The organism is Cellulosimicrobium funkei (assembly GCF_900155925.1).
GTDB lineage: Bacteria > Actinomycetota > Actinomycetes > Actinomycetales > Cellulomonadaceae > Cellulosimicrobium > Cellulosimicrobium funkei.
In genome coordinates, this window is record NZ_FTMI01000002.1 from 567,004 (window position 1) to 592,371 (window position 25,368).

24 protein-coding genes and 1 pseudogene are annotated in these 25,368 nt (G+C 76.2%); 12 read left to right on the forward strand and 13 right to left on the reverse strand.

Annotated elements, in window-relative coordinates; all coding sequences use genetic code 11:
- Positions 1-52 precede the first annotated feature (52 nt).
- The 4 genes and pseudogenes from BXA05_RS06730 to BXA05_RS06745 all read right to left on the reverse strand — a co-directional run bounded on the left by BXA05_RS06730 (position 53) and on the right by BXA05_RS06745 (position 3,766).
- Positions 53-1,837, reverse strand: a complete 1,785-nt coding sequence (locus BXA05_RS06730) for an AMP-binding protein (protein WP_076404410.1) — start codon at positions 1,835-1,837, stop codon at positions 53-55.
- Positions 1,838-1,916: 79 nt separating this feature from the next.
- Positions 1,917-2,806 (reverse strand): annotated as a pseudogene (locus BXA05_RS06735) (aminoglycoside phosphotransferase family protein).
- Between the two features lie 36 nt (positions 2,807-2,842).
- On the reverse strand, positions 2,843-3,130 hold the full coding sequence (locus tag BXA05_RS06740) for a hypothetical protein (protein WP_009863765.1): 288 nt from the start codon (positions 3,128-3,130) through the stop codon (positions 2,843-2,845).
- A gap of 3 nt (positions 3,131-3,133) precedes the next feature.
- Positions 3,134-3,766, reverse strand: coding sequence for a class I SAM-dependent methyltransferase (locus BXA05_RS06745; protein WP_043655950.1), 633 nt, complete (start codon positions 3,764-3,766; stop codon positions 3,134-3,136).
- Between the two features lie 37 nt (positions 3,767-3,803).
- Here BXA05_RS06745 and BXA05_RS06750 point away from each other — a divergent pair, with 37 nt between their 5' ends.
- Both BXA05_RS06750 and BXA05_RS06755 read left to right on the forward strand, forming a co-directional pair.
- Complete coding sequence (locus BXA05_RS06750) at positions 3,804-5,327, forward strand: FGGY family carbohydrate kinase (protein ID WP_170963146.1); 1,524 nt, start codon at positions 3,804-3,806, stop codon at positions 5,325-5,327.
- A gap of 33 nt (positions 5,328-5,360) precedes the next feature.
- Positions 5,361-6,101, forward strand: a complete 741-nt coding sequence (locus BXA05_RS06755) for an MOSC domain-containing protein (RefSeq protein WP_081600313.1) — start codon at positions 5,361-5,363, stop codon at positions 6,099-6,101.
- Positions 6,102-6,104: 3 nt separating this feature from the next.
- Here the strand turns inward: BXA05_RS06755 and BXA05_RS06760 are convergent, their stop codons facing one another.
- Both BXA05_RS06760 and BXA05_RS06765 read right to left on the reverse strand, forming a co-directional pair.
- Entirely contained in the window at positions 6,105-6,662 is a 558-nt protein-coding gene (locus tag BXA05_RS06760; RefSeq protein ID WP_043659328.1) for a PH domain-containing protein, read from the reverse strand.
- A 22-nt stretch (positions 6,663-6,684) separates the two neighbouring features.
- Positions 6,685-7,332: a histidine phosphatase family protein gene (locus tag BXA05_RS06765; protein WP_076404411.1), complete on the reverse strand. Its 648-nt coding sequence runs from the start codon at positions 7,330-7,332 to the stop codon at positions 6,685-6,687.
- Between the two features lie 435 nt (positions 7,333-7,767).
- Here BXA05_RS06765 and BXA05_RS06770 point away from each other — a divergent pair, with 435 nt between their 5' ends.
- The 3 genes from BXA05_RS06770 to BXA05_RS06780 all read left to right on the forward strand — a co-directional run bounded on the left by BXA05_RS06770 (position 7,768) and on the right by BXA05_RS06780 (position 9,483).
- Entirely contained in the window at positions 7,768-8,394 is a 627-nt protein-coding gene (locus tag BXA05_RS06770; RefSeq protein ID WP_076404412.1) for a DinB family protein, read from the forward strand.
- Between the two features lie 48 nt (positions 8,395-8,442).
- On the forward strand, positions 8,443-9,141 hold the full coding sequence (locus BXA05_RS06775) for a DsbA family oxidoreductase (protein WP_021483014.1): 699 nt from the start codon (positions 8,443-8,445) through the stop codon (positions 9,139-9,141).
- 162 nt (positions 9,142-9,303) lie between these two features.
- A complete protein-coding gene (locus BXA05_RS06780) occupies positions 9,304-9,483 on the forward strand; it encodes a hypothetical protein (RefSeq protein WP_021483013.1) in 180 nt (59 codons plus the stop codon).
- Positions 9,484-9,561: 78 nt separating this feature from the next.
- On the opposite strand, the gene BXA05_RS06785 is transcribed toward BXA05_RS06780, so the two are convergent.
- Both BXA05_RS06785 and BXA05_RS06790 read right to left on the reverse strand, forming a co-directional pair.
- On the reverse strand, positions 9,562-10,662 hold the full coding sequence (locus BXA05_RS06785; RefSeq protein ID WP_244550397.1) for a DNA-3-methyladenine glycosylase family protein: 1,101 nt from the start codon (positions 10,660-10,662) through the stop codon (positions 9,562-9,564).
- Between the two features lie 156 nt (positions 10,663-10,818).
- Positions 10,819-11,406, reverse strand: a complete 588-nt coding sequence (locus BXA05_RS06790; RefSeq protein ID WP_076404413.1) for a ribonuclease H family protein — start codon at positions 11,404-11,406, stop codon at positions 10,819-10,821.
- 204 nt (positions 11,407-11,610) lie between these two features.
- On the opposite strand from BXA05_RS06790, the gene BXA05_RS06795 reads away from it, so the two are divergent.
- Positions 11,611-12,363, forward strand: coding sequence for a DedA family protein (locus BXA05_RS06795; RefSeq protein WP_076404414.1), 753 nt, complete (start codon positions 11,611-11,613; stop codon positions 12,361-12,363).
- Between the two features lie 92 nt (positions 12,364-12,455).
- On the opposite strand, the gene BXA05_RS06800 is transcribed toward BXA05_RS06795, so the two are convergent.
- A complete protein-coding gene (locus BXA05_RS06800; protein ID WP_043659735.1) occupies positions 12,456-12,836 on the reverse strand; it encodes an FKBP-type peptidyl-prolyl cis-trans isomerase in 381 nt (126 codons plus the stop codon).
- 167 nt (positions 12,837-13,003) lie between these two features.
- On the opposite strand from BXA05_RS06800, the gene BXA05_RS06805 reads away from it, so the two are divergent.
- The 3 genes from BXA05_RS06805 (at position 13,004) to BXA05_RS20675 (ending at position 17,198) form a co-directional block, all read left to right on the forward strand.
- Entirely contained in the window at positions 13,004-14,170 is a 1,167-nt protein-coding gene (locus tag BXA05_RS06805; protein WP_083711591.1) for a VIT1/CCC1 transporter family protein, read from the forward strand.
- 106 nt (positions 14,171-14,276) lie between these two features.
- Positions 14,277-15,443, forward strand: coding sequence for a hypothetical protein (locus BXA05_RS06810; RefSeq protein ID WP_076404415.1), 1,167 nt, complete (start codon positions 14,277-14,279; stop codon positions 15,441-15,443).
- Between the two features lie 87 nt (positions 15,444-15,530).
- Positions 15,531-17,198, forward strand: coding sequence for a hypothetical protein (locus BXA05_RS20675; RefSeq protein WP_076404416.1), 1,668 nt, complete (start codon positions 15,531-15,533; stop codon positions 17,196-17,198).
- 64 nt (positions 17,199-17,262) lie between these two features.
- Here BXA05_RS20675 and BXA05_RS06820 read toward each other — a convergent pair whose 3' ends face one another.
- Both BXA05_RS06820 and BXA05_RS06825 read right to left on the reverse strand, forming a co-directional pair.
- Positions 17,263-18,645: a GntP family permease gene (locus tag BXA05_RS06820; protein ID WP_061267828.1), complete on the reverse strand. Its 1,383-nt coding sequence runs from the start codon at positions 18,643-18,645 to the stop codon at positions 17,263-17,265.
- Between the two features lie 122 nt (positions 18,646-18,767).
- Positions 18,768-19,343 (reverse strand): gluconokinase, encoded by a 576-nt coding sequence (locus BXA05_RS06825; protein WP_076404417.1) that lies wholly within the window; start codon positions 19,341-19,343, stop codon positions 18,768-18,770.
- A 166-nt stretch (positions 19,344-19,509) separates the two neighbouring features.
- On the opposite strand from BXA05_RS06825, the gene BXA05_RS06830 reads away from it, so the two are divergent.
- The gene (locus tag BXA05_RS06830; protein WP_076404418.1) at positions 19,510-20,211 is read left to right on the forward strand and encodes a FadR/GntR family transcriptional regulator; all 702 of its coding nucleotides are present in this window, start codon (positions 19,510-19,512) and stop codon (positions 20,209-20,211) included.
- A gap of 75 nt (positions 20,212-20,286) precedes the next feature.
- On the opposite strand, the gene BXA05_RS06835 is transcribed toward BXA05_RS06830, so the two are convergent.
- Positions 20,287-20,745, reverse strand: coding sequence for a MarR family winged helix-turn-helix transcriptional regulator (locus BXA05_RS06835; protein WP_076404419.1), 459 nt, complete (start codon positions 20,743-20,745; stop codon positions 20,287-20,289).
- A gap of 180 nt (positions 20,746-20,925) precedes the next feature.
- Here BXA05_RS06835 and BXA05_RS06840 point away from each other — a divergent pair, with 180 nt between their 5' ends.
- The gene (locus BXA05_RS06840) at positions 20,926-21,744 is read left to right on the forward strand and encodes an aldo/keto reductase (protein ID WP_076404636.1); all 819 of its coding nucleotides are present in this window, start codon (positions 20,926-20,928) and stop codon (positions 21,742-21,744) included.
- 78 nt (positions 21,745-21,822) lie between these two features.
- Positions 21,823-23,097 (forward strand): MFS transporter, encoded by a 1,275-nt coding sequence (locus tag BXA05_RS06845; RefSeq protein ID WP_076404420.1) that lies wholly within the window; start codon positions 21,823-21,825, stop codon positions 23,095-23,097.
- Positions 23,098-23,166: 69 nt separating this feature from the next.
- On the opposite strand, the gene BXA05_RS20775 is transcribed toward BXA05_RS06845, so the two are convergent.
- Positions 23,167-25,344 carry an ABC transporter permease gene (locus BXA05_RS20775; protein ID WP_076404421.1) on the reverse strand — a complete coding sequence of 726 codons (2,178 nt, stop codon included), beginning with the start codon at positions 25,342-25,344 and terminating at the stop codon, positions 23,167-23,169.
- Positions 25,345-25,368 lie beyond the last annotated feature (24 nt).

The window sequence follows — 25,368 nt, forward strand, 5'->3', positions numbered from 1 at the left end:
CGGCGGACCAGGGCTCTACCTCGCGCGTTCGGCGTGCGGGTGTGCGTCGCAGTCAGGAGCGGTGGTGCTCGACGTCGTCGCGGCCCAGCAGGTCCTCGCGGACGACACGGCGCAGCACCTTGCCGATCTGGGACCGCGGCAGCTCCGGCACGACGGCGAACGTGCGGGGCAGGGCGTACCGGGCGAGGCGCTTCTCGCCCCACTCGCGCACGGCGGCGAGGTCGACGCGCGGGGGCGAGGCGGCGTCGTCGAGCACGACGACGGCGGCGACGTGCTCGTCGGACCCGGAGCCCGGCACGCCCACGACGGCGACGTCCCGCACGCCGGGCATCCCGCGCAGGTGCTCCTCGACCTGCGACGGGTACACCTTGAACCCGCCGGTGACGATCATCTCCTTGATGCGGTCGACGAGCGTGACGAGGCCCGCGTCGGGGCCGTCGAGGGCCACGCGCACGACGTCGCCCGTGCGCAGCCACCCGTCGTCGAGCAGCTGGTGGGCGGTCTCCTCGGGACGGTTCCAGTAGCCGCGGAACACCTGCGGGCCGCGGACGAGCAGCTCGCCGCGCACGGTGCGGACGCCGTCGTCGGACGGCTCGGACGGCTCGGCGTCGCGCAGGTCGCCGGCGTCGAGCGCGTCGGCGTCGACGACGCGGATCTCGGTGCTGGGGAACGGGAGCCCGAGGGTGCCGGGGCGGCGGTCGTCGGAGCACGGGTTGCCGAGCGAGATCGGCGACGTCTCGGTCATGCCGTACCCCTCGATGAGCAGGCCGCCCGTCGCGTCCTCCCAGCGCTGCGCCGTCTCCGCGGTGATGGGCATCGCGCCGGCGAAGGCCAGGCGGATCGAGGTGAGGTCGGAGCCCGCGCCCGGGGCGTCGGCCGCGGCGGTGACGATGCGGTCGAACATGGGCGCGACGCCGGGCAGGAAGGTCGCGGGCCGCCGCGCCTGGGCGGCGACGAACGCCTGCGGGTCGAACTTGGGGAACGCGACGAGGGTCGCGCCGACGCGCGCCGGCAGGGTGAGGCAGAACGTCAGGCCGAACGCGTGGAAGAAGGGCAGCACGCCGTAGACGCTCTCGGCGCCCTCCTCGAACGACGCCCACGCCTGGCCCTGGACCACGTTGGCGACGAGGTTGCGGTGCGTGAGGACCGCGCCCTTCGGGGTGCCGGTCGTGCCGCCCGTGTACTGCAGGAGGGCGACGTCGTCGGCGGCGGGGTGGGGCAGCGCCGGGGGGAGGGCCCGTGCGCGCCGGACGAGGTCGTGCCAGTCGGGCACGCCGGCCGGGAGCGGCGTGCGCAGGGCCTCGCGCTGCGCCCGGGCCCGGGCGACGGGCAGGCGCAGCGCGAGGCGGCTGCCGCGCGGCAGGTCGCGCGCGATGTCGAGCCCGACGACGCGCCGCAGCCCGGGCACGTGGGCGCGCGCCTCGAGCACGGCCGGGACCGTCTTGGTCCACACGACCGCGACGCTCGCGCCGGAGTCGGCGAGCTGGTGGGCGAGCTCGTCGGCCGTGTACGTCGGGTTGTGCTCGACCACGACCCCGCCCAGCCGCTCGACGGCGTAGAACGCGACGACGTGCGACGTCGCGTTGGGCAGCACGAGCGCGACGCGGTCGCCGTGCCGGACGCCGAGGTCGTGCAGGGCGCTCGCGGCGCGCTCGACCTGCGCCACGAGCTGCGCGTACGTGGTGGTCGCGCCGAAGAAGTCGACCGCGACGCGGTCCGGCCAGCGCTCGGCCGCGCGGTAGAGGGCGGCCGTGACCGGCTCGTCGGGGACCTCGACGTCCGTCGGGACGCCGGGGGCGTAACGGTCGGTCCACGGCCTCGTCGCCAGAGTGTTCACTACGCCACCGTAACCTACGGTTGCGTAGGTTGTGTGCGGCAGCGGTGCCGAGCCGGGGAGGGCAGCGCGCGGCGAGACGTCAGCCCGCGAGGACGCGGTCCAGCGCTGTCCGTCCCGCGGGTCCCCAGTGGGCCTTGCCGCCGGGCAGACCCCGCTCGCCGTTCTGCCCCATGAGCAGGAGGAAGAGGGCTTTCAGCGCGGCCAGACCCCGGGCCCGCCGGACCGCCGCGTCGTCGGCCTCCGCATAGGCGTCGAAGAACCGCGCCGCGAGGCCGGCGGGCAGGAGCACCCAGGCGGCGGCGAGGTCCCACGCCGGGTCGCCCGCGAACAGGTCGCCGAAGTCGACGACGCCCGCGAGCGTCCCGTCCGCGACGACGACGTTCGCGGGGTGCAGGTCCCCGTGCACCCACACGGGCGGGCCCTCCCACGCGGGGGCGGCGACGGCGTCGGCCCAGACGGACCGGACGGCGGCGGAGTCGTCGGGGGCGACGGCGCGCAGGAACCCCTCGAAGCCGTCCGTGACGTCGCGGGGGTGGGCGCCCCGGTCCGTGGACGACGGCGCGTCGGCGGGTGCCGCGACGTGCAGCGCCCGAAGGAAGCCCGCCAGCCGTCGGCGGCGTGCTCGCCCCGGGTGATCGTCCCGTGGTCCAGCGGCTCGCCGGGGACCCAGGTCATGACCGTCCAGTGCCGCGGGAGACGCGCGCCCGGCTCGCCGTGCCGCACCGGCGTCGGCACGGGGAGCGGCAGGCGCGGCGCGAGCGCGGGCAGCCACCGCCGTTCCTTGAGCTGGAGCTCCGGCGTCGGGTCCATGCGCTGCACCCGCACGGCCAGGTCGTCGCCGAGCCGCCACATCTGGTTCCCCCAGCCGCCCGCGACCTCGCGGAGCGGTAGCCCGGCGAGGTCGGGGTGCTGCTCCGTCAGAGCCTCGCGGACGAGGTCGGCGGTGATCGCGGTCTCCGGGGCGCTCATGCGCGCCCACGGTACCGACACGCCGTCGGGCGCTGCTCAGGCGGGGTGCCAGCGCGCGCCCCAGCGGCGGGTCAGACGTCCGCCCGACGTCGCCGCGTGGGCCCGCACGCCCGCCTCCACGGCGTCCGCGACGCCGTGCGCGGACGCGTCCGTGTCGGCGAGGAAGCGCACGGTGACGCGCGCCTCGCCACGGACGACGCCGACGTCGTACGCCTCGACGGTCGTGAGGGCGCGCGCCGCGGCGGCGGCCGCGGGCAGCACGGCCTCGGGGTCCGCGCCCGGGTGCAGGAGGCCGACGGCGAGGGTCACGCGGTAGGACGGCACGGCTCAGGCCACGCCGGGCCGGGGCGCCGCGTCGCTGAGCACGGCGACGAGGAAGTCGGCGTCCGGGGTCCAGGGGCGCAGGTCCCACGTGGCGAGCGCGAGGTCGAGGTGCAGGCCGGCCTCCGTGGCGTCGGCGAGGAACTGCTCGGGCGGGTACCCGCGACCGGTGCCGAAGCCCACGACGGCGCGACCACCGGGCGCGAGGTGGGCGCGGAAGCGGCGCAGCACCTCCACCTCGGTACCCGGCGCGAGGAACGTCACGACGTTGCCCGCGCACACGATCAGGTCGAACGGCTCGGTGACGCCCTCCGCGGGCAGGTCGAGCTCCGCGAGGTCGCCCACGCGCCAGTCGGGTCCCGGGTGGTCGGTGCGCGCGGCGTCGATCAGGACGGGGTCCACGTCGACGCCCACCACGCTGTGCCCGCGCGCGAACAGCTCGGCGCCCACGCGCCCCGGCCCGCAGCCCGCGTCGAGGACCCGGGAGCCGCGCGGCAGCATGGCGTCGACCAGGCGGGCCTCGCCCGCGAGGTCGGCGCCCCGGGCGGCCATGGCCCGGAAGCGTTCGACGTACCAGGTGGAGTGCGAGGGGTCGGCGGCGGTCTTCTGCTCCCAGCGCGAGGGACGGGTGGCGCTCATGCCGCCGACGCTACCCGGGCGTGGGAGAGTCGGTCCCGTGACCTTGGTCCCCACCACCCTCGGCACCACCCTCGGCATCGACCTCGGGACGAGCGGGCTCAAGCTCGTCCTGCTCGGCCGGGACGGGGCGGTCCTCGCGGAGGCCGAGGCGGCGTACGACGTCGAGCACCCGCGCCCCGGCCGCTCCGAGTCGGCCCCGACGACCTGGACGACGGCGCTCGGCACCGCCCTCGACGACCTCGCCGCCCGCGCGGCCGGGCTCGGCGAGGTCGCGGTGCGCGCGGTCGGCGTCGCCGGCCAGATGCACGCCGCGGTGCTCGTGGACGCGGCGGGGGGCGCCGTCGTGCCTGCCGTCCTGTGGACGGACGCGCGCGCCGCAGACCGGCTCGACCGCTGGCGAGCGCTGCCCGACGCCGTGCGCGCCCCGCTCGCCAACCCCCTCGTGCCCGGGATGACCGGGCCCGTGCTCGACTGGTTCGCCGTGCACGACCCCGCGACGCTCGACCGCGCGGCGCACGTGCTGCTGCCCAAGGACGTCGTGCGCGCGTGGCTCGTCGACGACCTCGCGCTCCCCGTCGCCACGACCGACCGGTCCGACGCCGCGGGCACGCTCCTGTGGGACGTGCCCCGCGACGCCTGGGCGGCCGACGTCGTCGCGCACCTCGACCTGCCGGCCCGGCTCCTGCCGGGCGTCGCGCCGTCGGACGCCGTGGCCGGGACGACCGCCCGGCTCGCGCGGTGGTTCCCGGCGAGCGGGACCGCGGTGCCCGTCGTGGTGGGCGGCGGGGACACCCCGGCCGCGCGGCTCGCCGTCGGGGCGCCCGGGCTGCACGTCAACCTCGGCACGGGGGCGCAGGTCATGGCCGCGCTCGACCGCCCCGAGCCCGTGCTCGACCCCCTCGTGCACACCTTCGCGGACACCGGCGCCGGCCCCGCCGCGCGGTGGTACCGCCTCGCGGCGGTGCAGAACGCGGGCCTCGCGCTCGGCTGGGCGCTGCGGGTCCTCGGGCTGGGCTGGTCCGACGGCCTCGCGCTCGCGCGGACCGTGCCCGACGGCGCGGGCGGCGTGACGTTCCTGCCGTTCCTCACCGGGGAGCGTGGCGGGGTCGCCGGTCCCGGCGCACGCGGGGCGTGGACCGGGCTGCGCGAGGACACGGGGCGGCCCGAGCTCGTGCGCGCCGCCGTCGAGGGCATGGTGTTCGCGGTCGCGGCGGCGGTCGACCTGCTCGACCCGGCGCCCGCGACCTCGGCCGTGGCGCCCGTCGCGGGACCGCCCGTGAGCCGTCCGGAGGGCGAGCCGGGTGCGGTGGTCGTGACGGGCGGCGGGTCGCGCGACCCGCTCGTGCGCCGGCTCCTCGCCGACGCGCTCGGCCGGCCCGTCCACCGCGTCGGGCTCCGCAGCGCGACCGCGGTCGGCGCGGCGCTGCTCGCCGCGCGCGGCACGGGCGACCCGGTCGAGCCGGTCGTCGCCACGGACGAGCCGGAGCTCCCGGGCCCGGGCCGGGCGGACGTCGTCGGGCACCTCGCGCGCTGGCGGGAGGCCGCCGCGGCCCTCGCGTGACGCAGCCGGGGCCGACCCTGCGAGAATCGAGGGATGTCCACCGCAGCCGCCGTGACCACCGGGACCGCACCCGTCACGGACCTCGCCTCCAGCGCCCCCACGGGCGAGATCCTCGCGGTGTGCCGCGTGCACGCCCTCCTGCCGGACGCGGGGCCCGTCGGCGTCACGGCGATCGACAAGCGTCCCGTCACGGGACCGGTGAAGGTGCGCCGGCTCGGGCTCTACGCGGACCTGCAGGCCGACCGCGCGAACCACGGCGGCGAGGAGCAGGCGGTGTACGCGTACGGGCAGGACGACGCGGACTGGTGGGCCGGCGAGCTCGGTCGCGACGTCCCGCCGGGCCTGTTCGGCGAGAACCTGCGCGTGGAGGGCATCCCGGTCACGGAGGCCGTCGTCGGCGAGCGGTGGGCCGTGGGCACCGCGCTCCTCGAGGTCACCCAGCCGCGCACGCCCTGCTCGACGTTCGCGCGCCGCCTCGGCGAGGACCGGTGGGTCAAGCGCTTCACGGTCGCGAACCGCACCGGCGCGTACCTGCGCGTCGTGCAGCACGGCGAGCTGCGCGCGGGCGACGCGGTGACGGTCTGCTACCGGCCCGAGCACGGGGTGACGCTCGCCGACTGGTTCGGCGCCTGGAACGGTCGCGGCGCGGACCCCGAGCGCGCGGCCGGGCTCGCGCGCCGCCTCCTCGCCGCCCACCTCGAGGGCGACGTCACGCTCACGGACGAGCTGCGCGCCCGCGCCGAGATCGCGGCCGGACGCCGGATCGAGGACTGAGCGTCAGCGCTCCGCGCGCGGGATGCGGGGGCCGCGACGGCCGCGGGGCGGCTCGTTCGGCGGCCACTCGCCGTCGTCGGAGCCGTCGTCGGCGGTGAAGAGCAGGTCGTGCAGGCGCACCTGGACGTTCTCGACGTCCGGCACGTCGTGGAGGTTCAGGCCGGGCTTGTCGGTCGCGTCCGAGATGACGAGGGTGCCGCAGCCGAAGATCCGGTCGATCGGACCCTTCTCGTAGTTGACGTCGTTGATCCGGTAGAGCGGGATGTCGCGGCCGGTGCGCGTGATGATCCCCGAGCGCATGGCGATGCGCTTGTTCGTCACCGTGTACTCCGTGGTGCGCCAGCGCAGCCACGGCACGAACACCCAGACCACCGCCGCGACCAGCGCGAGACCCGCCACGACCCAGCGGACGACGTCGTTCGGGACGAGCAGGACCGTGACCACGACGGCGGCGACCAGCACGAGCAGCAGCACGAACGGCCAGAACAGCGCCTTGGCGTGCTCCTTGAGCTCCATGACGACGTGCTCGCCCTCGGTGAGGTGCTTCTCGCTCAGTCCCATGGGCAGCATCGTGCCACCCGCGCTACCCCTGCGCGGCCAGGTTCCAGCCCTCGACCGTGCGCAGCCCGTGCCCGTAGCCGAGGAGGCAGATCGCCGCGGTGCCGAGCTCGAACCGCGCGCCCAGGGCCGGGTCGAGCCCGAGCCAGACCGTCGCGAGGACGCGGAGCAGGTGGCCGTGCGCGAACAGCACCGCGTCGCCGCCGTCCTGGAGCGTCGGCTCGACGCGCCCGAGCACCCGGGCGGCCCGCGCCGCCACCTGGTCGAGCTCCTCGCCGCGGTGCCCGTCGGGCGCCGCGAGGACGTTCACGCCGTCGCGGAAGAGCAGCCACTCGCGCCCGAGCTGCTCGCCGACCGCGACCGACGTGCGCCCCTCGACGGGCCCGTAGTCCCACTCGGCCAGGTTGTCGTCGGTCGTGGCGGCGGGGAAGCCCGCGAGGTCGGCGGTCCGGCGCGCCCGCTCCCGGGGGCTCGTGAGCACGACGGCGGGGCGCCGCCCCCGGCGGTCGGCCCACCCCTGGAGCCACACGCCGGCCGCGACGGCCTGCTGCTCGCCGGCGACGGTGAGCGGGACGTCCGAGCGGCCCGTGTGGCGCCCGCTCGCGCTCCACTCCGTCTCGCCGTGGCGGACGAGGACGAGCTGCGGGTCGGGGGAGGGGGCGGTCGGGGTCACGGGGCGGCCTTCCTGCGCGGGGGTTCCTCAGCAGGATCACCCCGGCGCGCGGACGGCGCGCGGCGACGGCCCTGCCGGGCGGTGCCGGGGCCCCGGCCGGCGGGCGCGGTCGGGTCAGTCGGGGATGCCGTCGAGACCGTTCACCGCGAGGAAGACGACGAGCGCGCCGAGCAGGACGACGGCGAACCCGGTCGCGACGAGCAGGACGGTACGGGGGCGGACGCGCACGAGGACTCCGGGCCTGGGGGACGGGCGGGCCTCCCCATTCTCGCGCAGCGCCGCGGCGGTGCGGTCCGTGGGTGCGGCCCCCGTTGACACGTCTGGCGGGGCCCGGCAGGGTGGCCGGACGCGTGGTCGGGACGACCGCGCGGACGAGGACGTCGGCGACCGCGCCGCGGCGGGACGCCGACGCGCCGGTCCGGGGGAGGAACCGCGATGGTGCACGAGACGGCGGACGGGCAGACCGCGTACGGCAGCCCGGAGTTCGACTGGTCGATCCTCACGGTGCCGACGGCGCTCGCCGTCGTGCGGGGACAGCTCGGCTTCTCGTGGCTCGAGCTGAGCGACCGGCTCGCGACGCTGACGCAGGCGGAGCTCGAGTGGGAGCCGGGCCCGGACGCGCTGCGGGTCGTGCGGCGGGGGTCGGAGCGCACGCCGCGCACGCTCGGTGCGGGCGAGTGGGTGATGGAGTGGCCGGAGGGCCCGGACTCGCCGCAGCCGCGCACGGTGGCGTGGCTCGTCGCGCACCTCACCGAGGCGTTCTTCGAGCGCTGGGAGTGGACGTTCGGGCCGCACGAGCGGCACCGGGACGCGGTGACCTTCTCGGGGGAGGTCGGGCCCGCCGTCGACGGGCTGCGGCACGAGGTCGAGCGGTGGCGCGCGGGCGTCGACGGCCTGCCCGAGGACGGAGCGTTCACGGTCGGGCTCGGCCAGGCGACGGAGATCGACGCGCAGGCACCGTTCGCCCACCTCGTCGCGCACATGAACCGCGAGCTCGTGCACCACGGGGCCGAGATCATGGTGCTCCAGGACCTGTACCGCGCGACGCACGGCACGGACTGATCGCCCGCCGCGGGAATCGCGCGGCCGCCCAGATGGTTGAAGCGTCACATGACCACGAACAGCCCGGCGCCGACGGACGCCGCCGCCCCCACGGTGAAGATCGACATCTGGTCCGACGTCGCGTGCCCCTGGTGCTACGTCGGCAAGCGACGCCTCGAGACGGCGCTCGGCCGCCTCGCGGAGTCCGGTGACGGGCCGCAGGTCGACATCGAGTACCACTCGTTCGAGCTCGCGCCCGACACGCCCGTCGACTTCGACGGCACCGAGGTGGACTTCCTCGCCGGGCACAAGGGCATGCCGCGCGCCCAGGTCGAGCAGATGCTCGGGCAGATGACGCAGCTCGCCGCGGCCGAGGGGCTGCGCTACGACTTCGACGCGCTCCAGCACACCAAGACGCTCACGGCCCACGAGCTGCTCCACCACGCGAAGGCGCACGGCAAGCAGGTCGAGATGAAGGAGCGGCTGCTCAAGGCGTACTTCGAGGAGGGTCGTCACGTCGGCCGGGTCGAGGAGCTCGCGGACCTCGCGGCCGAGGTCGGGCTCGACCGCGCCGAGGTCGTCGCGGCCCTCGAGGACGGGCGCTGGGCCGACGACGTCCAGGCCGACATCGACCAGGCGCGCGCCTACGGGATCAACGGCGTGCCGTTCTTCGTGGTCGACGGACGGTACGGCGTCTCGGGTGCGCAGGACCCGGCGGTGTTCGTCCAGGTGCTGCAGCAGGCGGTCGCGGAGCGTGACGCGGCCTGAGCCGCGGCGTCTCGGACCACATCGGGATGCGGCGTGGAAGCGACGCATCTCACACCCGGTGCGGTGGAACTGCGACTCGGTATCACCCAGACTGGACGCAGCCCGCACCGACGCCGGCCCACACGTGCACCGGCGCCCGTGAATCCCACGAGGAGGCCTCAGATGACGGACACCACCACGAACCTCTACCACTCCATCGCGAACCCGCGCCGCACGACGCTCATGACCGTGAGCGCCGCGGACGCCGCCGCCCCGCACCGTGAGCCCGCACCCGGCCTCACGCTCGTGGGCGCCGACGACGCCGCGGTGTGCGTCGACGGGTCGTGCGCGCTCCCCGAGTAACCGTGAGTGCGTGAAAGAGTCGCCGGAACGGAACGTTCCGGCGACTTTTTCCTGCACCCAGCGTGGGGCGGGGGCCGGTCAGTTGCGGCGGTGGTCCTGGATCGAGAGGCGTGGGCCGCGCCGCGGGGCCTGCGCCCGGCCGGAGACCTCGAGGAGCCGCACCACGCGGTAGCGGTGCGGCGCGTACGGCGCGAGCAGCTCGAGCATGCGCTCGTCGTCGACGCGCTCGCCCACGAGCGCCCACCCCACCGCCTTCGCCAGGTGGTAGTCGCCCACGGACACGGCGTCCGCGTCGCCCAGCGCCCGCTGCGCGACCTCGGCCGCCGTCCACACGCCCACGCCGGGCACGACCTGCAGCCGCGCGTGCGCGGCCGGAGCGCCCTGGACGTCGCGCAGGCGGTCGCACTCCTCGAGGCGTCGGGCGACGCGCGCCGCCGCGACGACCGTCCGGGCTCGGCCCGGGTCGACGTTCGCGCGGTGCCAGTCCCAGGTGGGGACGCGCGTCCAGGTGGCCGCGTCGGGCACGACGAGCATCCCGGCGTCGCCCGCGGGCCCCGGGGCGCGCTCGCCGTGCCGACGCAGGAGCCAGCTCCACGAGCGCCACGCCGCGACGGACTGCACGCGCTGCTCGAGGATCGCCGGCACGAGGGCCTCCAGCACGCGCCCTGTGCGCGGGATCCGCAGGCCGGGGCTGCGGCGGTGGGCGTCGCGCAGCACGGCGGGCGGGGCGAAGCCCGTGTCGTCGTCGTCCTCGCCGAGCAGGCGGGGCAGGTCGTCGAGCACCTCCGCGGCGCCCGGCCCCCACGCGTGCCCGACGACGTCGCACGGTCCGGTCTGCACCAGCCGGTACGCCGCGGGCCCGCTCTCCGCGCGGGTCGTCCGCCACACGTCGCCGGACGGCGTGCGGCGGAACGTCGGGTCGTAGGGGCCGCGCGCGAGCCGGTCGAGCGTGAGGTGCAGGTCGAGCGGCCGCCCCGACCGGAAGCGCCGCGCGAGCGGCGCGCCGGGCTGCGTCGTCGCACCAGGTCGCGCCGGAGGGCCGGCCTGCGTCGTCGGGCCGGCCTGCGTCGTCGGGCGGGCCTGCGTCGTCGGGCGGGCCTGCGCCGTCGGCCCGGGCTGCGTGAGGTCGCCGATCGTGCGCTCGGCGGGCGCGCGGCCCGTGCTCGGCAGGACGGTCACCCGTCCATGGTCGCACCCGCCGCCGACGCCCGACCCCGCCGCCCTCGCCGCTCCCCAGCACCCCGCCGTCGAGCACGACGTTGCTGGCGGTATCAGCCCGTTCACGAGAGGAAGGTCGTGCTCGACCCGGTGCAGGGTCGTGCTCGGCGGGACGGGTCAGTCGAAGAGGGTGTCCATGTCCCACGCCGGCTCGGGCGCGGCCTGACGGGGCGCGGGTGCCCCCCGGTCGGCCGCAGCCGGTGCGGGCACGCGGCCCGGCGACCGGGTCGGGTCCCCGAGCTCGGGCACGAGCGTGCCGTCGAGGTCACCGCGGCCCGCGGCCCAGTCCTGGGCGGCGAGGCCCGCGAGCTGGTCCGCGCGCTCGTTGAACGGGTCGCCCACGTGGCCGCGCACCCAGCGGAAGCGGACGGGCCCCGCGCGCTCGGCGATGACCCGGTCGATCGCCTGGACGAGCTCGAGGTTCTTGACGGGCTGGCCGCCCGCCGTCCGCCACCCCTTGCGCTTCCAGGCGACCACCCACTCGGACGCGCACTTGATCGCGTACTGCGAGTCGGACTCGATGAGCAGCGGCTCCGCGCCCGGGTGGGCGCGCACCGCCTGGAGCAGCGCGGTGAGCTCGGCGACCTGGTTGGTCCCGCTCACGGCGCCGCCGGAGTCGAACGTGCCGTCGTGGTTGATCCACGCCCACCCGATGGCTCCGCCCGGGTTGCTCAGGCACGAGCCGTCGGTGCTGACAGTGATCACAGCGCTCCTCGATCACGGACGACCCCGCCCGCCGGCTGCGGCGCGGGGAGGCGAATGCGTCGGCGCCATTGTCCCCCGCCCGGGAGGGTCGTGGTGCACGTGTCCGACGCCGCCCCTCCAGGATGCGGGCTCGGGGTCGCCTCAGGGGAGAACCGGGGGGATACCCCATGGTGCGGCGGGGCGGCGCCGTCGAGGCTGGGACGCATGGTCGCGTGGGTCGTGGAGCTGTGGGGACAGGTCGAGTCGTGGCTGCTCGCGCTCGTGGACTCTGCGTGGGCGCTCCCCGTGCTCTTCGCGACGACCGCCGGCGACGGGTTCTTCCCGCCGATCCCGGGCGAGACGGTGATCGTCATGCTCGCCGTCGCGGCCCAGTCGGGCGGCGGGGTCGCGTGGGGGATCGTGCTCGCGGTCGCCGCGCTCGGCGCCTGGTGCGGCGACCAGCTCGCCTACGCCCTGGGGCGCGCGCTCGGCACCCGTGCCCTGCCCGCCCTGCGGGGCGCGCGCGGGCGGCGCGCGGTCGAGTGGGCCACGCGGTCGCTCGACCGGCGCGGCGCGTCCGTCGTGCTCGGGGCGCGGTTCGTCCCCGTCGGGCGCACGGCCGTCAACGTGACCGCCGGCGCGGTCGGGTTCTCGCGGCGCCGGTTCATGGCGCTGTCCGCCGTCGCCTCCGTGACGTGGGCGACGTACTCCGTGGTCATCGGGACGCTCGCCGCCGCCTGGGTCGGCGACAGCCCGCTGCTCGCGGTCGTGGTGGGCGTCGTCGGGGGCATCCTGCTGGGCGTCCTCGTCGACACCGTCGTCCGGCTCCGCGCGGCGCGGCGCGAGCGGGCCCTCGCCCCGGCGACCGGCCTGGTCCCGGTCCCGGTCCCGACGGCCGTCGCGGCGCTCGGCGTGCCGGGCGGCGCGCCCGAGGAGACGGACCCCGACCTCGTCCCGTGCCCCGGCGCCGCGAGCTAGGACTGCCGGCCCGCAACGCGACGGCTCGGCCAGGAACACAGGAGGGCCCCGGTCGACGACCGGGGCCCTCCGCTGCTCTCGGGACGCGCCGGTCAGGACACGCCGAGCAGGTCGATGACGAAGATCAGCGTCTTGCCGGACAGGCGGTGCCCGCCGCCCGCCGGGCCGTACGCGAGCTCCGGCGGCACCACGAGCTTGCGGCGCCCGCCGACCTTCATGCCCGGGATGCCCTGCTGCCAGCCCGCGATGAGGCTGCGCAGCGGGAAGTTGATCGACTCGCCGCGGTTCCACGACGCGTCGAACTCCTCGCCCGTCTCGTACTCGACGCCGAGGTAGTGCACGTTCACGGTCGCGCCGGGCGTGGCCTCGGGGCCGTCGCCCACGGTGATGTCCTCGACGACGAGCTCGGTGGGCGCGGGACCCTCCGGGGCGTCGACCTCGGGACGGGACAGTCCGTTCTCTCCAGTGGTCATGCTCCGATCCAACCACGGCGCCGGGCGCCCGGTCCGGCGTGCGGAGCCCGACGGCGCTCCGGCGCGGGTCGAGGTTGGGGTCGTCCGCAACCCCGGTCGGGGGCGCCCCGCACGGCCCGTTCGGCGACGCGCAACACCGCGAGCCCGAAAATCGCCATCATGGAGGCATGCCCACCACACCTGAGCCGCCCTCCGGCGTGCCCGCCGACCCCGCGCGCCCGGGCGCACCCGAGGTGCCGCCGACCCCGGTGCCGCCGACCGCCGTCGGGCACCGGCCCTCCCCGCAGGAGGTGCGGCGGTGGCGCCGCTTCCTCGCCGACGAGCGCGCCGAGGCCGCGGTGTACCGGGACCTCGCGAGCCGCCGGACGGGCGAGGAGCGGGACATCCTGCTGGCGCTCGCGGAGGCGGAGCGCCGCCACGAGCAGCACTGGCTCGACCTGCTCGGCGAGGACGCAGGACGGCCGCTGCGCGGCGACTGGCGCACCCGCACGCTCGGGTGGCTCGCGCGGCGCTTCGGCGGCGTGTTCGTGCTCGCGCTCGCCCAGCGGGCCGAGGCGCGCTCGACGTACGCGACCGATGCCGACGCGACACCCCGGATGGCCGCCGACGAGCGGATCCACGAGGAGGTCGTGCGCGGCCTCGCGACGCGCGGGCGCAACCGCATGTCCGGGACGTTCCGCGCGGCGGTGTTCGGCGCGAACGACGGCCTCGTGTCGAACCTCGCGCTGATCCTCGGCATCGGGGCGTCCGGCGCGTCGAACAGCACGGTCCTCCTCTCGGGCCTCGCGGGCCTGCTCGCGGGGGCCCTCTCGATGGGCGCGGGGGAGTACGTGTCCGTGCGCTCGCAGCGCGAGCTGCTCGACGCGTCGACGCCGAGCCCGCAGGCGTCGGCGGCGCTGCCCGACCTCGACGTGGACGCGAACGAGCTCGCGCTCGTCTACCGGGCGCGTGGCATGGCGCCCGCCGAGGCCGAGGAGCACGCGGCCGACGTCCTCGCCACGTACACCCAGCAGACCGTGATCGCGCCGCCGCCCGGCATCGACGAGCACGAGACGCACGGGACCGCGATGGGGGCGGCGGTCTCGTCGTTCCTCTTCTTCGCGTCGGGTGCGCTCATCCCGGTCGTGCCGTACCTCCTCGGGATGACGGGCTTCCTCGCGGTCGGGGTCGCGGCGTTCCTCGTCGGGATCGCGCTGCTCGCGACGGGCGCGACCGTGGGCCTCCTCTCGGGGACGTCCCCGCTCACGCGGGCCCTGCGCCAGATCGCCATCGGGTTCGGCGCGGCCGCGGCCACGTACGCGCTCGGCCTGGTGTTCGGGGCAACCGTCGGGTGAAATCCGGCGCGTCGAGTGGTGAGCGTCACACTCCCGTGCCTACCGTGACCTCGGACGGGCCCCACGGCCCGCCCCTTCGCTGCACCGACGACCCACGGGGCACACGATGGACGCGACTCACGACGCGCAGGGCAGGCGCGCACCGGCCGCCCGTCGCTGGCTCGTGCGCGCGCTCGTCGCCGGCGGCGGTCTCGGTGCCGGCCTCGCGTTCGCCGTCGCGACCGCAGGCAGCGCGTCCGCCGCGGACGACCCGCTCGGGCTCGGCAAGGCACTCTCGCCCGTCACGTCGACGGTGCAGACCGTCGTCGACCCGGTCGTCCAGGACGTGGTCCAGCCCGTCGTGCGCGACGTCGTCGCCCCCGTGGTCCAGCCCGTCGCCCCGGTCGTGGAGAAGGTCGTCACCCCTGCCGCCCCGGTGGTCGAGGAGGTCGCGCGGCCCGTCGCCCCGGTGGTCGAGCAGGTCGTCCAGCCGGTCGCTCCCGTGGTCGAGCAGGTCGTGGAGCCGGTGGCGCCCGTCGTGCAGCCGGTGACCGACGCCGTCGCGCCCGTGACGACGCCGGTGCTCGACGCCGTCGTGCCGGCCGCGACGCCCGTCGTCGAGGCGGTCGCCCCCGTGGTGAACCCTGTGCTCGAGACGGTCTCGCCCGCGCTCGACCCGGTGACCCCGGTCCTGGAGGCGCTGACGCCGGTCCTCGACGTCCTGGCCCCCGTGACCGACCCGGTGCTCGGGCCGATCACCGGCCCGCTCGCTCCGCTGGAGCCGCTGACGCCGCTGCTCCCCGGGACGCCCGGCACGGGCACCCCGGGCACGGACGACCCGTCGGTCGGCGTCCCGTCGACGCCGGGCGCGGTCGACCCGGGCGGCGTCGTGGCCGCGCCGTCGGTGACCGCCGTCCCCTCGCTCTTGCCCGCCGCACCGGCGGCCGCCGCACCCAGCGCCACCACGACGGGCCGCGACGGCCCCGAGGATGTCGCCGCGAGGGACGCGCGCGCCCGGACGGCGGCGGTCGACGTCGCACCGAACGGCGCACCGCCGGGCTCGGCGCTGCCCTCCGACGGGCCGACCGGCCCCGGGGGCGTCCCCTCCGACGGCGGCCCCGGCACCACTCCCTCGCCCTCCGGCAGCGCGCAGCGCGCCGGGTCGGGCGGCGAGCTCGCGGCGGTCGGCAGCGGTGCCGACGCCCCCGCGCTCTCCTCCTGGACCACCGTCGTGGACGACGCGCGGTCGAAGCACCCCTCGACCTTCTTCGAGGTCCCCGTCTCTCCTGCCTGACGTGGCTCGCGTCGCGCCCCGAGCGCGGCAGACGCGACCCGGCGCCGTCGTGCGCCAGCCACTTCTGAGCAGGAAAGAGAAACGATCATGCACACCTTCGTCCGGCGCGCGCTGCGCACAGCGCTCGTCACAGGCGGCCTCGTGGTCGTCGGGGCCGGAGCGGCCCACGCAGCCGAGGGCGACCTCCTCGGCGATCTCGGACTGGACGTGTCGGTCGAGGCTCCGCTGAGCCAGGTGACCGAGGTCCTGCCCGACGTCGCGGTCGACGTGCCCGTGCACGTCCCCGTGACCGTGTCCGACGTCGCGGTGGGCGCCCTGGGCGACGCCGCCGTCACGTCCGAGCCGGCACCGGCGCCGGCACCTGCGCCCGCGCCCGCACCGGAGCCCGCACCGGCGGCTCCTGCGGACGTGGACGTCGACGTGCCGGTGACCATCCCGGTGGACGTGTCGGGGGTCGCTGCCGGTGTCCTCGGTGACGCCGCGGTGACCCAGGCGCCGGCCGAGCCGGCGCCCGCGCCGGAGCCTGCTCCCGCCACGGGGGCGGACCCGGCGGACGTCGACCTCGACGTGCCGGTGACCATCCCGGTGAACGTGTCGGGTGTCGCTGCGGGCGTCCTGGGTGACGCGGCGGTGGCTCCGGCTCCGGCGGCGCAGCCGTCGGCCCCGGCGGCCGGTGGTGGCGCCGGGGACTCGGCCGGCGGGACGGCGTCCGGCGTGGACGTCGACGTGCCGGTGACGGTTCCGGTCAACGTGTCGGGTGTCGCTGCGGGCGTCCTGGGTGACGCGGCGGTGGCCCCGGCTCCGGCGCAGCCGTCGGCTCCCGCGGCCGGTGGTGGCGCCGACGGCTCGACCGGCGAGGAGGCGTCCGGCGTGGACCTCGACGTGCCGGTGACCGTCCCGGTGGACGTGTCGGGTGTCGCCGTCGGTGTGGGCGGTGACGCCACGGTCGGCGGCGGGACGGCCGGCGAGGGTTCGGGCGACGGGACCGGCTCGACCGGCACCGACGGCTCGGGCCTGCTCGACGGCGTCCTCGGCGAGGACGGCCTCGTCGACGACCTGCTGGGCGACGGCCTCCTCGGGGGCGGTCTGCTCGGTGAGGGCGACGGCCTGCTGGACGGCGTACTCGGCGAGGACGGCCTCGTGGACGACCTGCTCGGCGGCTCGTCGGGTGACGGTCTGCTCGACGGCGTGCTGGGCGAGGACGGGCTGCTGGGCGACGGCGGCGTGCTGGACGGCGTGCTCGGCGAGGACGGCGTCCTCGGGGCGCTGCCCGACCTGGACGTCGACCTGCCGGTGACCGTGCCCGTGACGGTCTGCGGCGTGGGTGTGGGCCTCCTGGGCGGCGCCTCCGCGGGGTGCCCGACGGCCGCCGTCGTGCCGACGGACCCGACCGACCCGACGGACCCGACCGACCCGACGGACCCGACCGACCCCACGGACCCGACCGACCCGACGGGCCCGACCGGTCCTGCGGACCCGGGGACGACCGGCGGCTCGGTGACCCGGGTGCTCAACCCGGTGAGCACGGGGACGGGCTCCACGAACGGCGCCGCGACCGGCACCGCGAACGCCGCGTCCGCCGTCACGGCGTCGGGCCCGACCGCCCTCGCCACGACGGGCGCGGGCGGTGACCTCGGTCTGCTCGTGATGGCCGGGCTGCTGACGCTGCTCGGTCTGTCGCTCCAGCGCTTCCGCCGGAAGTCCTGGGTCGCGGACCCGGACGCCTACACCCCGGTCTTCACCGACCGGAGCTGACGTCCAGAGACGCCAGGACCGCCCGGGCAGCTGCCCGGGCGGTCCTGGCCGCGCTCGTCGCGCGCTACGCGACGGCGAAGACGAGGGCCGCGATGGCGAAGCCCATGACGCCGATGGCCGTCTCCATGACCGTCCACGTGCGGAGGGTCGTCTTGACGTCCATGTCGAAGAACCGGCCCACGAGCCAGAACCCGGAGTCGTTCACATGACTGAGCACCACCGAGCCCGCTGCCACGGCGACGACGACCGCGGCGAGCTCGATCGCGTTGAACCCGCCGGCCTCCACGGCCGGGGCGATGAGCCCTGCCGCGGTGGTCAGCGCGACGGTCGCGGAACCCTGCGCCACGCGGAGGATCGCCGCGATGAGGAACCCGGCCACGATGACGGGCAGGCCGAGGTCGCCGAGCACGTCGGCGAGCGCGTCGCCGATCCCGGTCGCGCGCAGGACGCCACCGAACATGCCGCCCGCGCCGGTGATGAGGATGACCGAGCACACGGGGCCGAGCGCCGAGTCGAGGGTCTTCTCCAGCGCCGTCCCGGAGACGCCGCGACGGCGGCCCAGGACCCAGGCGGCGACGAGCACCGTGATGAGCAGCGCGATCGGCGTCGCGCCGATGGCGCGCAGCGTCTGCACGGCGGGGTTGTCCCCGTCGACGGTCCCGGCCGCGCGCAGCGCGTCGAGGCCCGTGTTGGCGAAGATGAGCACGAGCGGGAGCAGGAGGATCGCGACGACGGTGCCGAACTTCGGCGGGTTCTCGAGCTGGTCCTCGTCGGCCTCGCCGAGGATCGCGGGGATGGGTAGCTCGATGCGGCGTCCGGCGAAGCGGCCGAACAGGTAGCTCGTGACGTACCACGTCGGGATGGCGACGACGAGGCCGAGCAGGATGACGATGCCGATGTTCGCGCCGAGGAACTCGGTCGCGGCGACGGGGCCGGGGTGCGGCGGCACGTAGATGTGCATGACCGAGAACGCACCCGCCACGGGCAGGCCGTAGAGGAGGAGCGAGCCGCCCAGCCGACGCCCGACGGAGAAGACGATCGGCAGCATGACGACGAGACCGGCGTCGAAGAAGATGGGGAAGCCGAAGATCAAGGAGGCGAGGCCGAGGGCGAACGGCGCCCGCTTCTCCCCGAACTTCTCGATGAGGAAGTCGGCCATGACCTTGGCGCCGCCGCTCGTCTCGACGAGCCTGCCGAGCATGGCGCCGAGCCCGACGAGGAGCGCGACTGTCGCGAGCGTCGAGCCGAACCCGGCGGTGAGCACCTCGACGATCGACCCCGTCGGGATGCCGGCGACCACCGCGGTGAGCAGGCTGACGAGGATGAGCGCCACGAAGGCGTGCAGCTTGAGCTTGATGATGAGGAACAGCAGGATCGCGATCGCGCCGGCGGCGATGGCGAGCAGCGGTCCGGCGGTCAGGGTCTGTGTCCAGTCCTCGGGGGGCATGGTGTCTCCGTCGACGGTCGGGTGCGTGGTGCGTGGTGCGTGATGCAGGGGTGAGGGTCAGGGAGGGCGGCGCGGCTCAGCGCTCGCCCGAGGCGTCGTTCAGCGCTCGCCCGAGGCGTCGCTCAGTGCGTGCCCGAGGTGTCGCTCAGCCGGGTCCGGGCGAGGATCTCGTCCACGACCTGCTCGGGCGTGGCGGAGACGTCGAGCGTGAAGCCGAGCTCGTCGTCGGCCAGGGGCTCGAGCGTGGCGAGCTGCGACGGCAGGAGCGACGTGGGCATGAAGTGCCCGCTGCGGTGCTGCATGCGCTCGGCGAGGAGCTCGGGGGCGCCGTCGAGGTGGACGAAGCACACCTCGCCCCGGGCCGTGCGCAGCAGGTCGCGATAGGTGCGCTTGAGCGCGGAGCACGTGACGACGCCGGACCGGCCGGCCTCCGCCTCGCTGCTCAGCCAGTCGCGGATCGCCTCGAGCCAGGGCCAACGGTCGTCGTCGGTGAGCGGCGTCCCGGCGCTCATCTTGTCGATGTTGGCCTGCGGGTGGAAGCGGTCGGCCTCCGCGTACTCGGTGCCGAGGCGCTGCGCGAGCAGCGTCGCGACGGTGGTCTTGCCCGAGCCGGCCACGCCCATCACGACGAGGTGCTGGGGCAGGGGCTGGTTCCCGGCGTCGTCGGGCCGGTCGGTGGAGCTGACGTCCGTGTCCATGTGTCGACTTCCGTGTCGGGTGGGGGCGTCCGGTCGGGGCGGTGCCTGGGGCCCCGGCCGTCCCGGTGACGACCGTCGTGGTCGTCCTCGGCCTCCACTGTGGGGCATTGGTAGCACCTTTGGCAAGTGATTGATAGCACCATTGGCCGCCACTAGGCTGCGAGACATGGCGACGACGGTCCTGCACACCACCGTGCTCGACTCGCTCGGACGTCGCATCACCAGCGGCGACGTCCCCGCGGGCACGCCGCTGACCCTGGAGTCGATCGGCTCCGAGTTCGGGGTGTCGCGCACCGTCGCGCGCGAGGTCATGCGGCTCCTCGAAGGGCTCGGGCTCGTGCGGTCGAGGCGTCGCGTGGGGATCGTCGTGCTCGGCATCGAGGACTGGAACGTGCTCGACCCGCGCGTCATCCGCTGGCGGCTCGAGGGCCCCGGCCGCGACCCGCAGCTCCGCACGCTCACCGAGCTGCGGCACGCCGTCGAGCCGCTCGCCGCCGCCGGGGCCGCGCTCCACGCCACGCCCGCCGAGCGCGCCGAGCTCGTCGCCGCCGCCGGTCGCATGCGCCTGCTCGGGGAGGCGGGCGACCTCGAGGAGTTCCTCGCGCTCGACGTCCGGTTCCACGAGATCCTGCTCCGCGCGAGCGGAAACGAGATGTTCGGCGCGCTCGCGGGGGTCGTCGCGGCCGTGCTCAGCGGCCGGACGCACCTGGGCCTCATGCCCGCCTCGCCCGTCCCCGAGGCCCTCGACCAGCACGAGGCCGTCGCGCGCGCGGTCGCGGACGGCGACCCGGAGGCCGCCGAGGCCGCGATGGCCGCGATCGTCGGCGAGGTCCGCACCGCGCTCGGCGGGGTCGACCGGCCGGTCTGACCGGGCGGTCCCTGGCGGGGCACGCCCGGCTCCGTCCCGCCTGCCGGGCGACGGCGCCGGCCGGAGCGGGAGGGGCTACGCCGCGTCGGCGGGGGCCGGGAGCGCGTGGAGCGCGTCGACGAGCGACGCGAGCTCAGGCGTCTCCGTCGCGTCGCGCAATGCCGCCTCGAGGGTCGCGTCGTGGGTGGGCCGCGCGGCGAGCAGGAGGGCTTCGCCCGCGGGCGTGAGCTCGGTGTAGATCCCCCGCCGGTCGTCCTGGCACAGGATGCGCGTGAGCAGACCGCGGTCCTCGAGCCGGTTGACGAGCCGGGTGGTCGCGCTGGGGGAGAGCGCGGCGGCGCGCGCGAGCTGTTGCATCCGCATGTGCCAGCCGTCCTGCCGGGAGAGTGCGTCGAGCACGGTGTACTCGACGACCGAGAGGTCGTGCTCCGCCTGGAGGGCGCGCTCGAGCGCGGCGTCGATGAGCCCGTGCAGCGCGGCGAGCGTGCGCCAGCCCTGCGCGCGGATCTCGACGGCGTCGTCGGCGATGCCCATGGGGTCCTCCTCGGTGCGTGCGTGCCGTCACAACTATAGCGCTTGTGCAACTAATCGGCGTGTGCAACTATCGATAGTGCGCGTCTGCAACAAGTGCAGACGCCAGGTTAACGCGTACGCAACGCCAACCCCTTCCCGCTCGTCCTCCAGGAGTTCCCCGTGTCCTCGACCATCACGACCATGCCCCGCACGACCCTGCGCGGCGGCACATCGATCCCGCAGGTCGGCTTCGGCGTCTTCCAGGTGCCCGACGCCGAGACCACGCGCGCGGTGAGCCTCGCGCTCGAGGCGGGCTACCGCAGCGTCGACACCGCGGCGGTCTACGGCAACGAGGCGGGCGTGGGCCGCGCGCTCGCGGAGTCCGGCCTCGCGCGCGACGACGTCTTCGTCACGAGCAAGCTGTGGATCGACTCCCTCGCCCGCGATGCGGTCCGCCCCGCGCTCGAGCGGTCGCTCGAGCTGCTCGGGCTCGACCGGCTGGACCTCTACCTGATCCACTGGCCGTCGCCCGCGCGCGGCCGGTACGTCGAGGCGTGGGAGGGCCTCGTCGCGGCCCGCGACGCGGGCCTCGTCCGCGAGATCGGCGTCTCCAACTTCGAGCCCGCGCACCTGCGCGCGCTCGTCGACGCGACGGGGGAGACGCCCGCCGTCAACCAGGTCGAGCTGCACCCGGCGCTCCAGCAGCGCGCGCTCCGCGACGTCCACGCCGAGCTCGAGATCGTCACCGAGGCGTGGAGCCCGCTGGGTCAGGGCACCGTCCTCGACGACCCGACGGTCGTCCGCGTCGCGGCCGCCCACGGCGTCACGCCCGCCCAGGTCGTCCTCCGCTGGCACCTGGAGCAGGGGACGGTCGTCATCCCCAAGTCCGTGACCCCCGCGCGCATCGCGTCGAACCTCGACGTCCTCGGCTTCGCGCTCACCGCCGACGAGGTGGCCGCGATCGACGCCCTCGACGCCGCCGGTCGCATCGGGCCGCACCCCGACACCTTCGAGGGCTGACCCGACGGCGCGCGTCCGCACCGGCCGCGCCGCAGGTCGCCCCCGAGACCCGCACCTTCCCGGAACCAGGAGATCGTCATGCCAGTCGCCCTCTGGGCCCTCGCCATCGGGGGCTTCGGCATCGGGCTCACCGAGTTCGTCATCATGGGCCTGCTGCCCGAGGTGGCCGCCGACTTCGGCGTCACCGAGTCCGTCGCCGGCTACCTCATCTCGGGCTACGCGCTGTCCGTCGCCGTCGGCGCGATCGGCCTCACCGCGGCCCTGACGCGCGTCGACCGCAAGAAGGCCCTGCTCGGCCTCATGGTCCTGTTCATCGCGGGCAACCTGCTGTCCGCCGTCGCGCCGACGTACGAGGTCATGCTTCTCGGCCGCGTCGTCGCGGCGCTGTGCCACGGCGCGTTCTTCGGGATCGGCGCCGTCGTGGCGGCCGACCTCGTCGCGCCCGAGAAGCGCGCCGGGGCCATCTCGATCATGTTCGCCGGCCTGACCATCGCGAACGTGCTCGGCGTCCCGTTCGGCACGTTCCTCGGCCAGGCCGCGGGGTGGCGCGCGACGTTCTGGGCCATCACCGCCATCGGCGTCGTCGCGCTCGTCGGGATCTCGCTGCTCGTCCCGTCGCGGGTCGGGTCGCCCGACGGCGCCCCCGCAACCGGCCGCAGCTCCGCGCCCGGGACGGACCGCGCGTCGGGCAGCACCGGGCTGCGCGGCGAGCTCGCCGCGTTCCGCAGCGCGCAGGTGTGGTTCTCGATCGCGATCACCGTGCTCGGGTTCGGCGGCATGTTCGGCGCGTTCACGTACATCGCGTTCACGCTCACCGAGGTGGGCGGGTTCACGTCGGCGTCGGTCCCGTGGCTGCTCGTGCTGTTCGGCGGCGGGCTGTTCGTCGGCAACCTCGTCGGCGGGCGCGCAGCCGACCGCCGCCTCGGCACGTCGCTCGTGGTGCTGTTCGCGGCGCTCACCGTGGTGCTAGGCGTCTTCGCGCTCACCGCGACGAGCCAGGTGATGACCGTCGTGAGCCTCGTCCTCATGGGCGCCTTCGGGTTCGCGACCGTCCCCGGCCTCCAGATGCGCGTCATGTCCTTCGCGCAGGGCGCGCCTACCCTCGCGTCGGGCGCGAACATCGCCGCGTTCAACGTCGGCAACGCACTCGGCGCCTGGATCGGCGGCCTGACCATCGCCGCCGGGCTCGGCTTCGCGTCCCCCCTGTGGGCGGGTGCGGCGATGACGGCCGTCGGGCTCGTCGTCCTGCTCGTCGCGGTCCGAGCGCGCGGCGGCGAGTGGTCGCGCGACGCGCGGCCCACCCCGCGCGACGCGGCGCCCGCCCCCGCACCGGAGGCACCGGCCGCCGCCTGACACCACGATCCGCCGAGGTGGAACGCTGGTCGCGCGAAGTAGGACCAGGGTTCTCTCCCGGCAGGTGGGTCAGCGGGCGTGGACGCGGACCTCGGCGGCCTTGACGACGAACCAGACCCGCTCGCCGGGGGCCAGCCGGAGCTCGGCGACCGCGCGTGGGGTCAGGTCCGCGGCAAGGTGCGGGGTGTCGTCGTGCCCGACGGCGGCCCCGGCCCGCGCCGGCCGCTCGCCGGGGTCCTCGCTCGCCACGCGACCCCAGACGCGCAGCAGCGGGCCGTGCGGCTCGACGCCCGTCACGACGACCCGGTACGCGTTGCGGGGACTGCCCTCGGGCGTCGCGCGGTGGACGGAGACCGTGCGCGGCTCGAACACCGCCACGGCCCCGTCCCCGGCGGCGAGCGGCTCGCCCGCCGTCCCGCGCACGCGGACGTCCGTGCCGTCGACGGCGAGGGTCGCCTCGCGTGCGGCGGCGTCGTCGTCCGGTCCCGCGTCGGTCGGGACCCGAGCCGGGTCCGCCCCGCCGGAGCCGGGCCCGCCCGGCTCCGTCCCGAGACTCCGCACCGTGACGGGCTCCGGCACGGCGACGCGCACGACGCTCCCCGCCAGGAGATTCACGCCCGCGAGGCGGGCCGCGAACCGGGACCGGGGTCGGGTGAGCACCTGGTCCACCGGCCCGTCCTCGACGACGCGACCCGCGTCCAGCACGACGACGCGGTCTGCCAGCAGCAGCACGTCGAGCAGGTCGTGGGTCACGAGGAGCGTGGTGCGGGGTCGGTCGCGCTGGGCGTGGTGCAGCACCGACCGCACGCGCTGCGCGACGCCGACGTCGAGCGACGCGAGCGGCTCGTCGAGCAGGAGCACGCGCGGGTCGGTCACGAGCGCCCGGGCGATCGCCACGCGCTGCGCCTGCCCGCCCGAGAGGTCGGTCGAGCGGCGCCGCGCGAGGTCCGCCGCGCCGACGCGCGCGAGCGCGTCCCGGGCCTCCTCGCGGGCACGAGCGCGGGGCACGCCCCGGGACCGGAGGCCGAACGCGACGTCGTCCTCGACCGACAGGTGCTCGAACAGCAGCGGGCGCTGGCTCAGCCACGCGAGGTGGCGACGGCGCGGCGGGAGGCGCGAGACGTCGTCGTGCCCGACGGTGACGCGCGCGCCCGGGGCCTCGCCGGGCGTGAGCAGGCCCGCGACGACCTGCACGAGCGTGGACTTGCCCGCCCCGTTCTCGCCGAGCATCGCCACGACCTCGCCCGGTGCGACGGTGAGGTCCACGTCGAGCCCGCGCTCCGGCACGACCGCGCGCACGGTCAGCGCGGCGGGGGGCGTCGGGGCCGCAGGCCCGGCGGGTGCCGGGGCCCGGTCGGCCGGCGGGCCGGCCTGCGGGGCAGGGGAGACGACGGCGCGGGGGCGGGGGCCGCCGTCGGGCAGGGAGCCCTCGACGCCCCGCCGCGGGCGCGAGGCCCCGAGCACGCGCGGCCCGTGGGCGACCGCGGTGATGAGGACCGCCACCACGACGAGCACGAACGACAGCGCGACCGCGCTGTCCGGGTCCGCGCTGCGCTGGAGGTAGATCTCGAGCGGCAGGGTCTGCGTGACGCCCTGGAGCGCGCCCGCGAACGTCAGGGTCGCCCCGAACTCGCCGAGGGCGCGCGCGAACGCGAGCACGGCGCCGGACAGCAGGCCCGGCAGCACGCGGGGGAGCGTGACGCGGCGCAGGACGGTCGTCGGCCGGGCGCCGAGCGTCGCGGCGACGTCCTCCAGGCGGGTGTCCTGGGTGCGCAGGGCACCCTCCAGGCTGAGCACGAGGAACGGCAGCGCGACGAACGTCTGCGCCAGCACGACGGCCGTCGTCGTGAACGCGACCTCGATCCCCAGCACCTCGAGGTGCCGGCCGATCAGGCCCCGGCGCCCGAACGTGTGCAGCAGGGCGATGCCGCCGACGACGGGCGGCAGCACGAGCGGCAGGAGCACGAGGGCGCGCGCGACGCGCTGCCCGGGGAACGTGGTGCGCGCCAGGACGAGCGCCATGGGCGTGCCGAGCACCACGCAGCACGCCGTCGCGGCGAGCGCGGTGCGCAGCGAGAGGCCGAGCGCGTCGAGCGCCGCCGGCGAGGTCACGAGCGCCCAGAAGCCGCCGGTCCCGTCCGGGCCCGGCGCGAGCTCCACGCGCCCGACCATCGCCGCCACGGGCACGACGACGAACAGCGCGCCCAGCATCGCGGGGACGAGGACCCAGCGGGGCAGGCCGCGCATCAGGACCCGCCGGGGCGCGCGGGG

Bases quoted from the DNA above. Each gene is read 5' to 3' on its own strand.
- BXA05_RS06795 (WP_076404414.1), top strand. From the start codon at position 11,611: ATGGTCGCGTGGGTCGTGGAGCTGTGGGGACAGGTCGAGTCGTGGCTG.
- BXA05_RS06825 (WP_076404417.1), bottom strand. From the start codon at position 19,343: ATGGACACGGACGTCAGCTCCACCGACCGGCCCGACGACGCCGGGAAC.
- BXA05_RS06760 (WP_043659328.1), bottom strand. From the start codon at position 6,662: ATGGGACTGAGCGAGAAGCACCTCACCGAGGGCGAGCACGTCGTCATG.
- BXA05_RS06820 (WP_061267828.1), bottom strand. From the start codon at position 18,645: ATGCCCCCCGAGGACTGGACACAGACCCTGACCGCCGGACCGCTGCTC.
- BXA05_RS20675 (WP_076404416.1), top strand. From the start codon at position 15,531: ATGCACACCTTCGTCCGGCGCGCGCTGCGCACAGCGCTCGTCACAGGC.
- BXA05_RS06845 (WP_076404420.1), top strand. From the start codon at position 21,823: ATGCCAGTCGCCCTCTGGGCCCTCGCCATCGGGGGCTTCGGCATCGGG.
- BXA05_RS06835 (WP_076404419.1), bottom strand. From the start codon at position 20,745: ATGGGCATCGCCGACGACGCCGTCGAGATCCGCGCGCAGGGCTGGCGC.
- BXA05_RS06775 (WP_021483014.1), top strand. From the start codon at position 8,443: ATGACCACGAACAGCCCGGCGCCGACGGACGCCGCCGCCCCCACGGTG.
- BXA05_RS06770 (WP_076404412.1), top strand. From the start codon at position 7,768: ATGGTGCACGAGACGGCGGACGGGCAGACCGCGTACGGCAGCCCGGAG.
- BXA05_RS06780 (WP_021483013.1), top strand. From the start codon at position 9,304: ATGACGGACACCACCACGAACCTCTACCACTCCATCGCGAACCCGCGC.
- BXA05_RS06810 (WP_076404415.1), top strand. From the start codon at position 14,277: ATGGACGCGACTCACGACGCGCAGGGCAGGCGCGCACCGGCCGCCCGT.
- BXA05_RS06805 (WP_083711591.1), top strand. From the start codon at position 13,004: ATGCCCACCACACCTGAGCCGCCCTCCGGCGTGCCCGCCGACCCCGCG.
- BXA05_RS20775 (WP_076404421.1), bottom strand. From the start codon at position 25,344: ATGCGCGGCCTGCCCCGCTGGGTCCTCGTCCCCGCGATGCTGGGCGCG.
- BXA05_RS06830 (WP_076404418.1), top strand. From the start codon at position 19,510: ATGGCGACGACGGTCCTGCACACCACCGTGCTCGACTCGCTCGGACGT.
- BXA05_RS06800 (WP_043659735.1), bottom strand. From the start codon at position 12,836: ATGACCACTGGAGAGAACGGACTGTCCCGTCCCGAGGTCGACGCCCCG.
- BXA05_RS06840 (WP_076404636.1), top strand. From the start codon at position 20,926: ATGCCCCGCACGACCCTGCGCGGCGGCACATCGATCCCGCAGGTCGGC.
- BXA05_RS06755 (WP_081600313.1), top strand. From the start codon at position 5,361: ATGTCCACCGCAGCCGCCGTGACCACCGGGACCGCACCCGTCACGGAC.
- BXA05_RS06745 (WP_043655950.1), bottom strand. From the start codon at position 3,766: ATGAGCGCCACCCGTCCCTCGCGCTGGGAGCAGAAGACCGCCGCCGAC.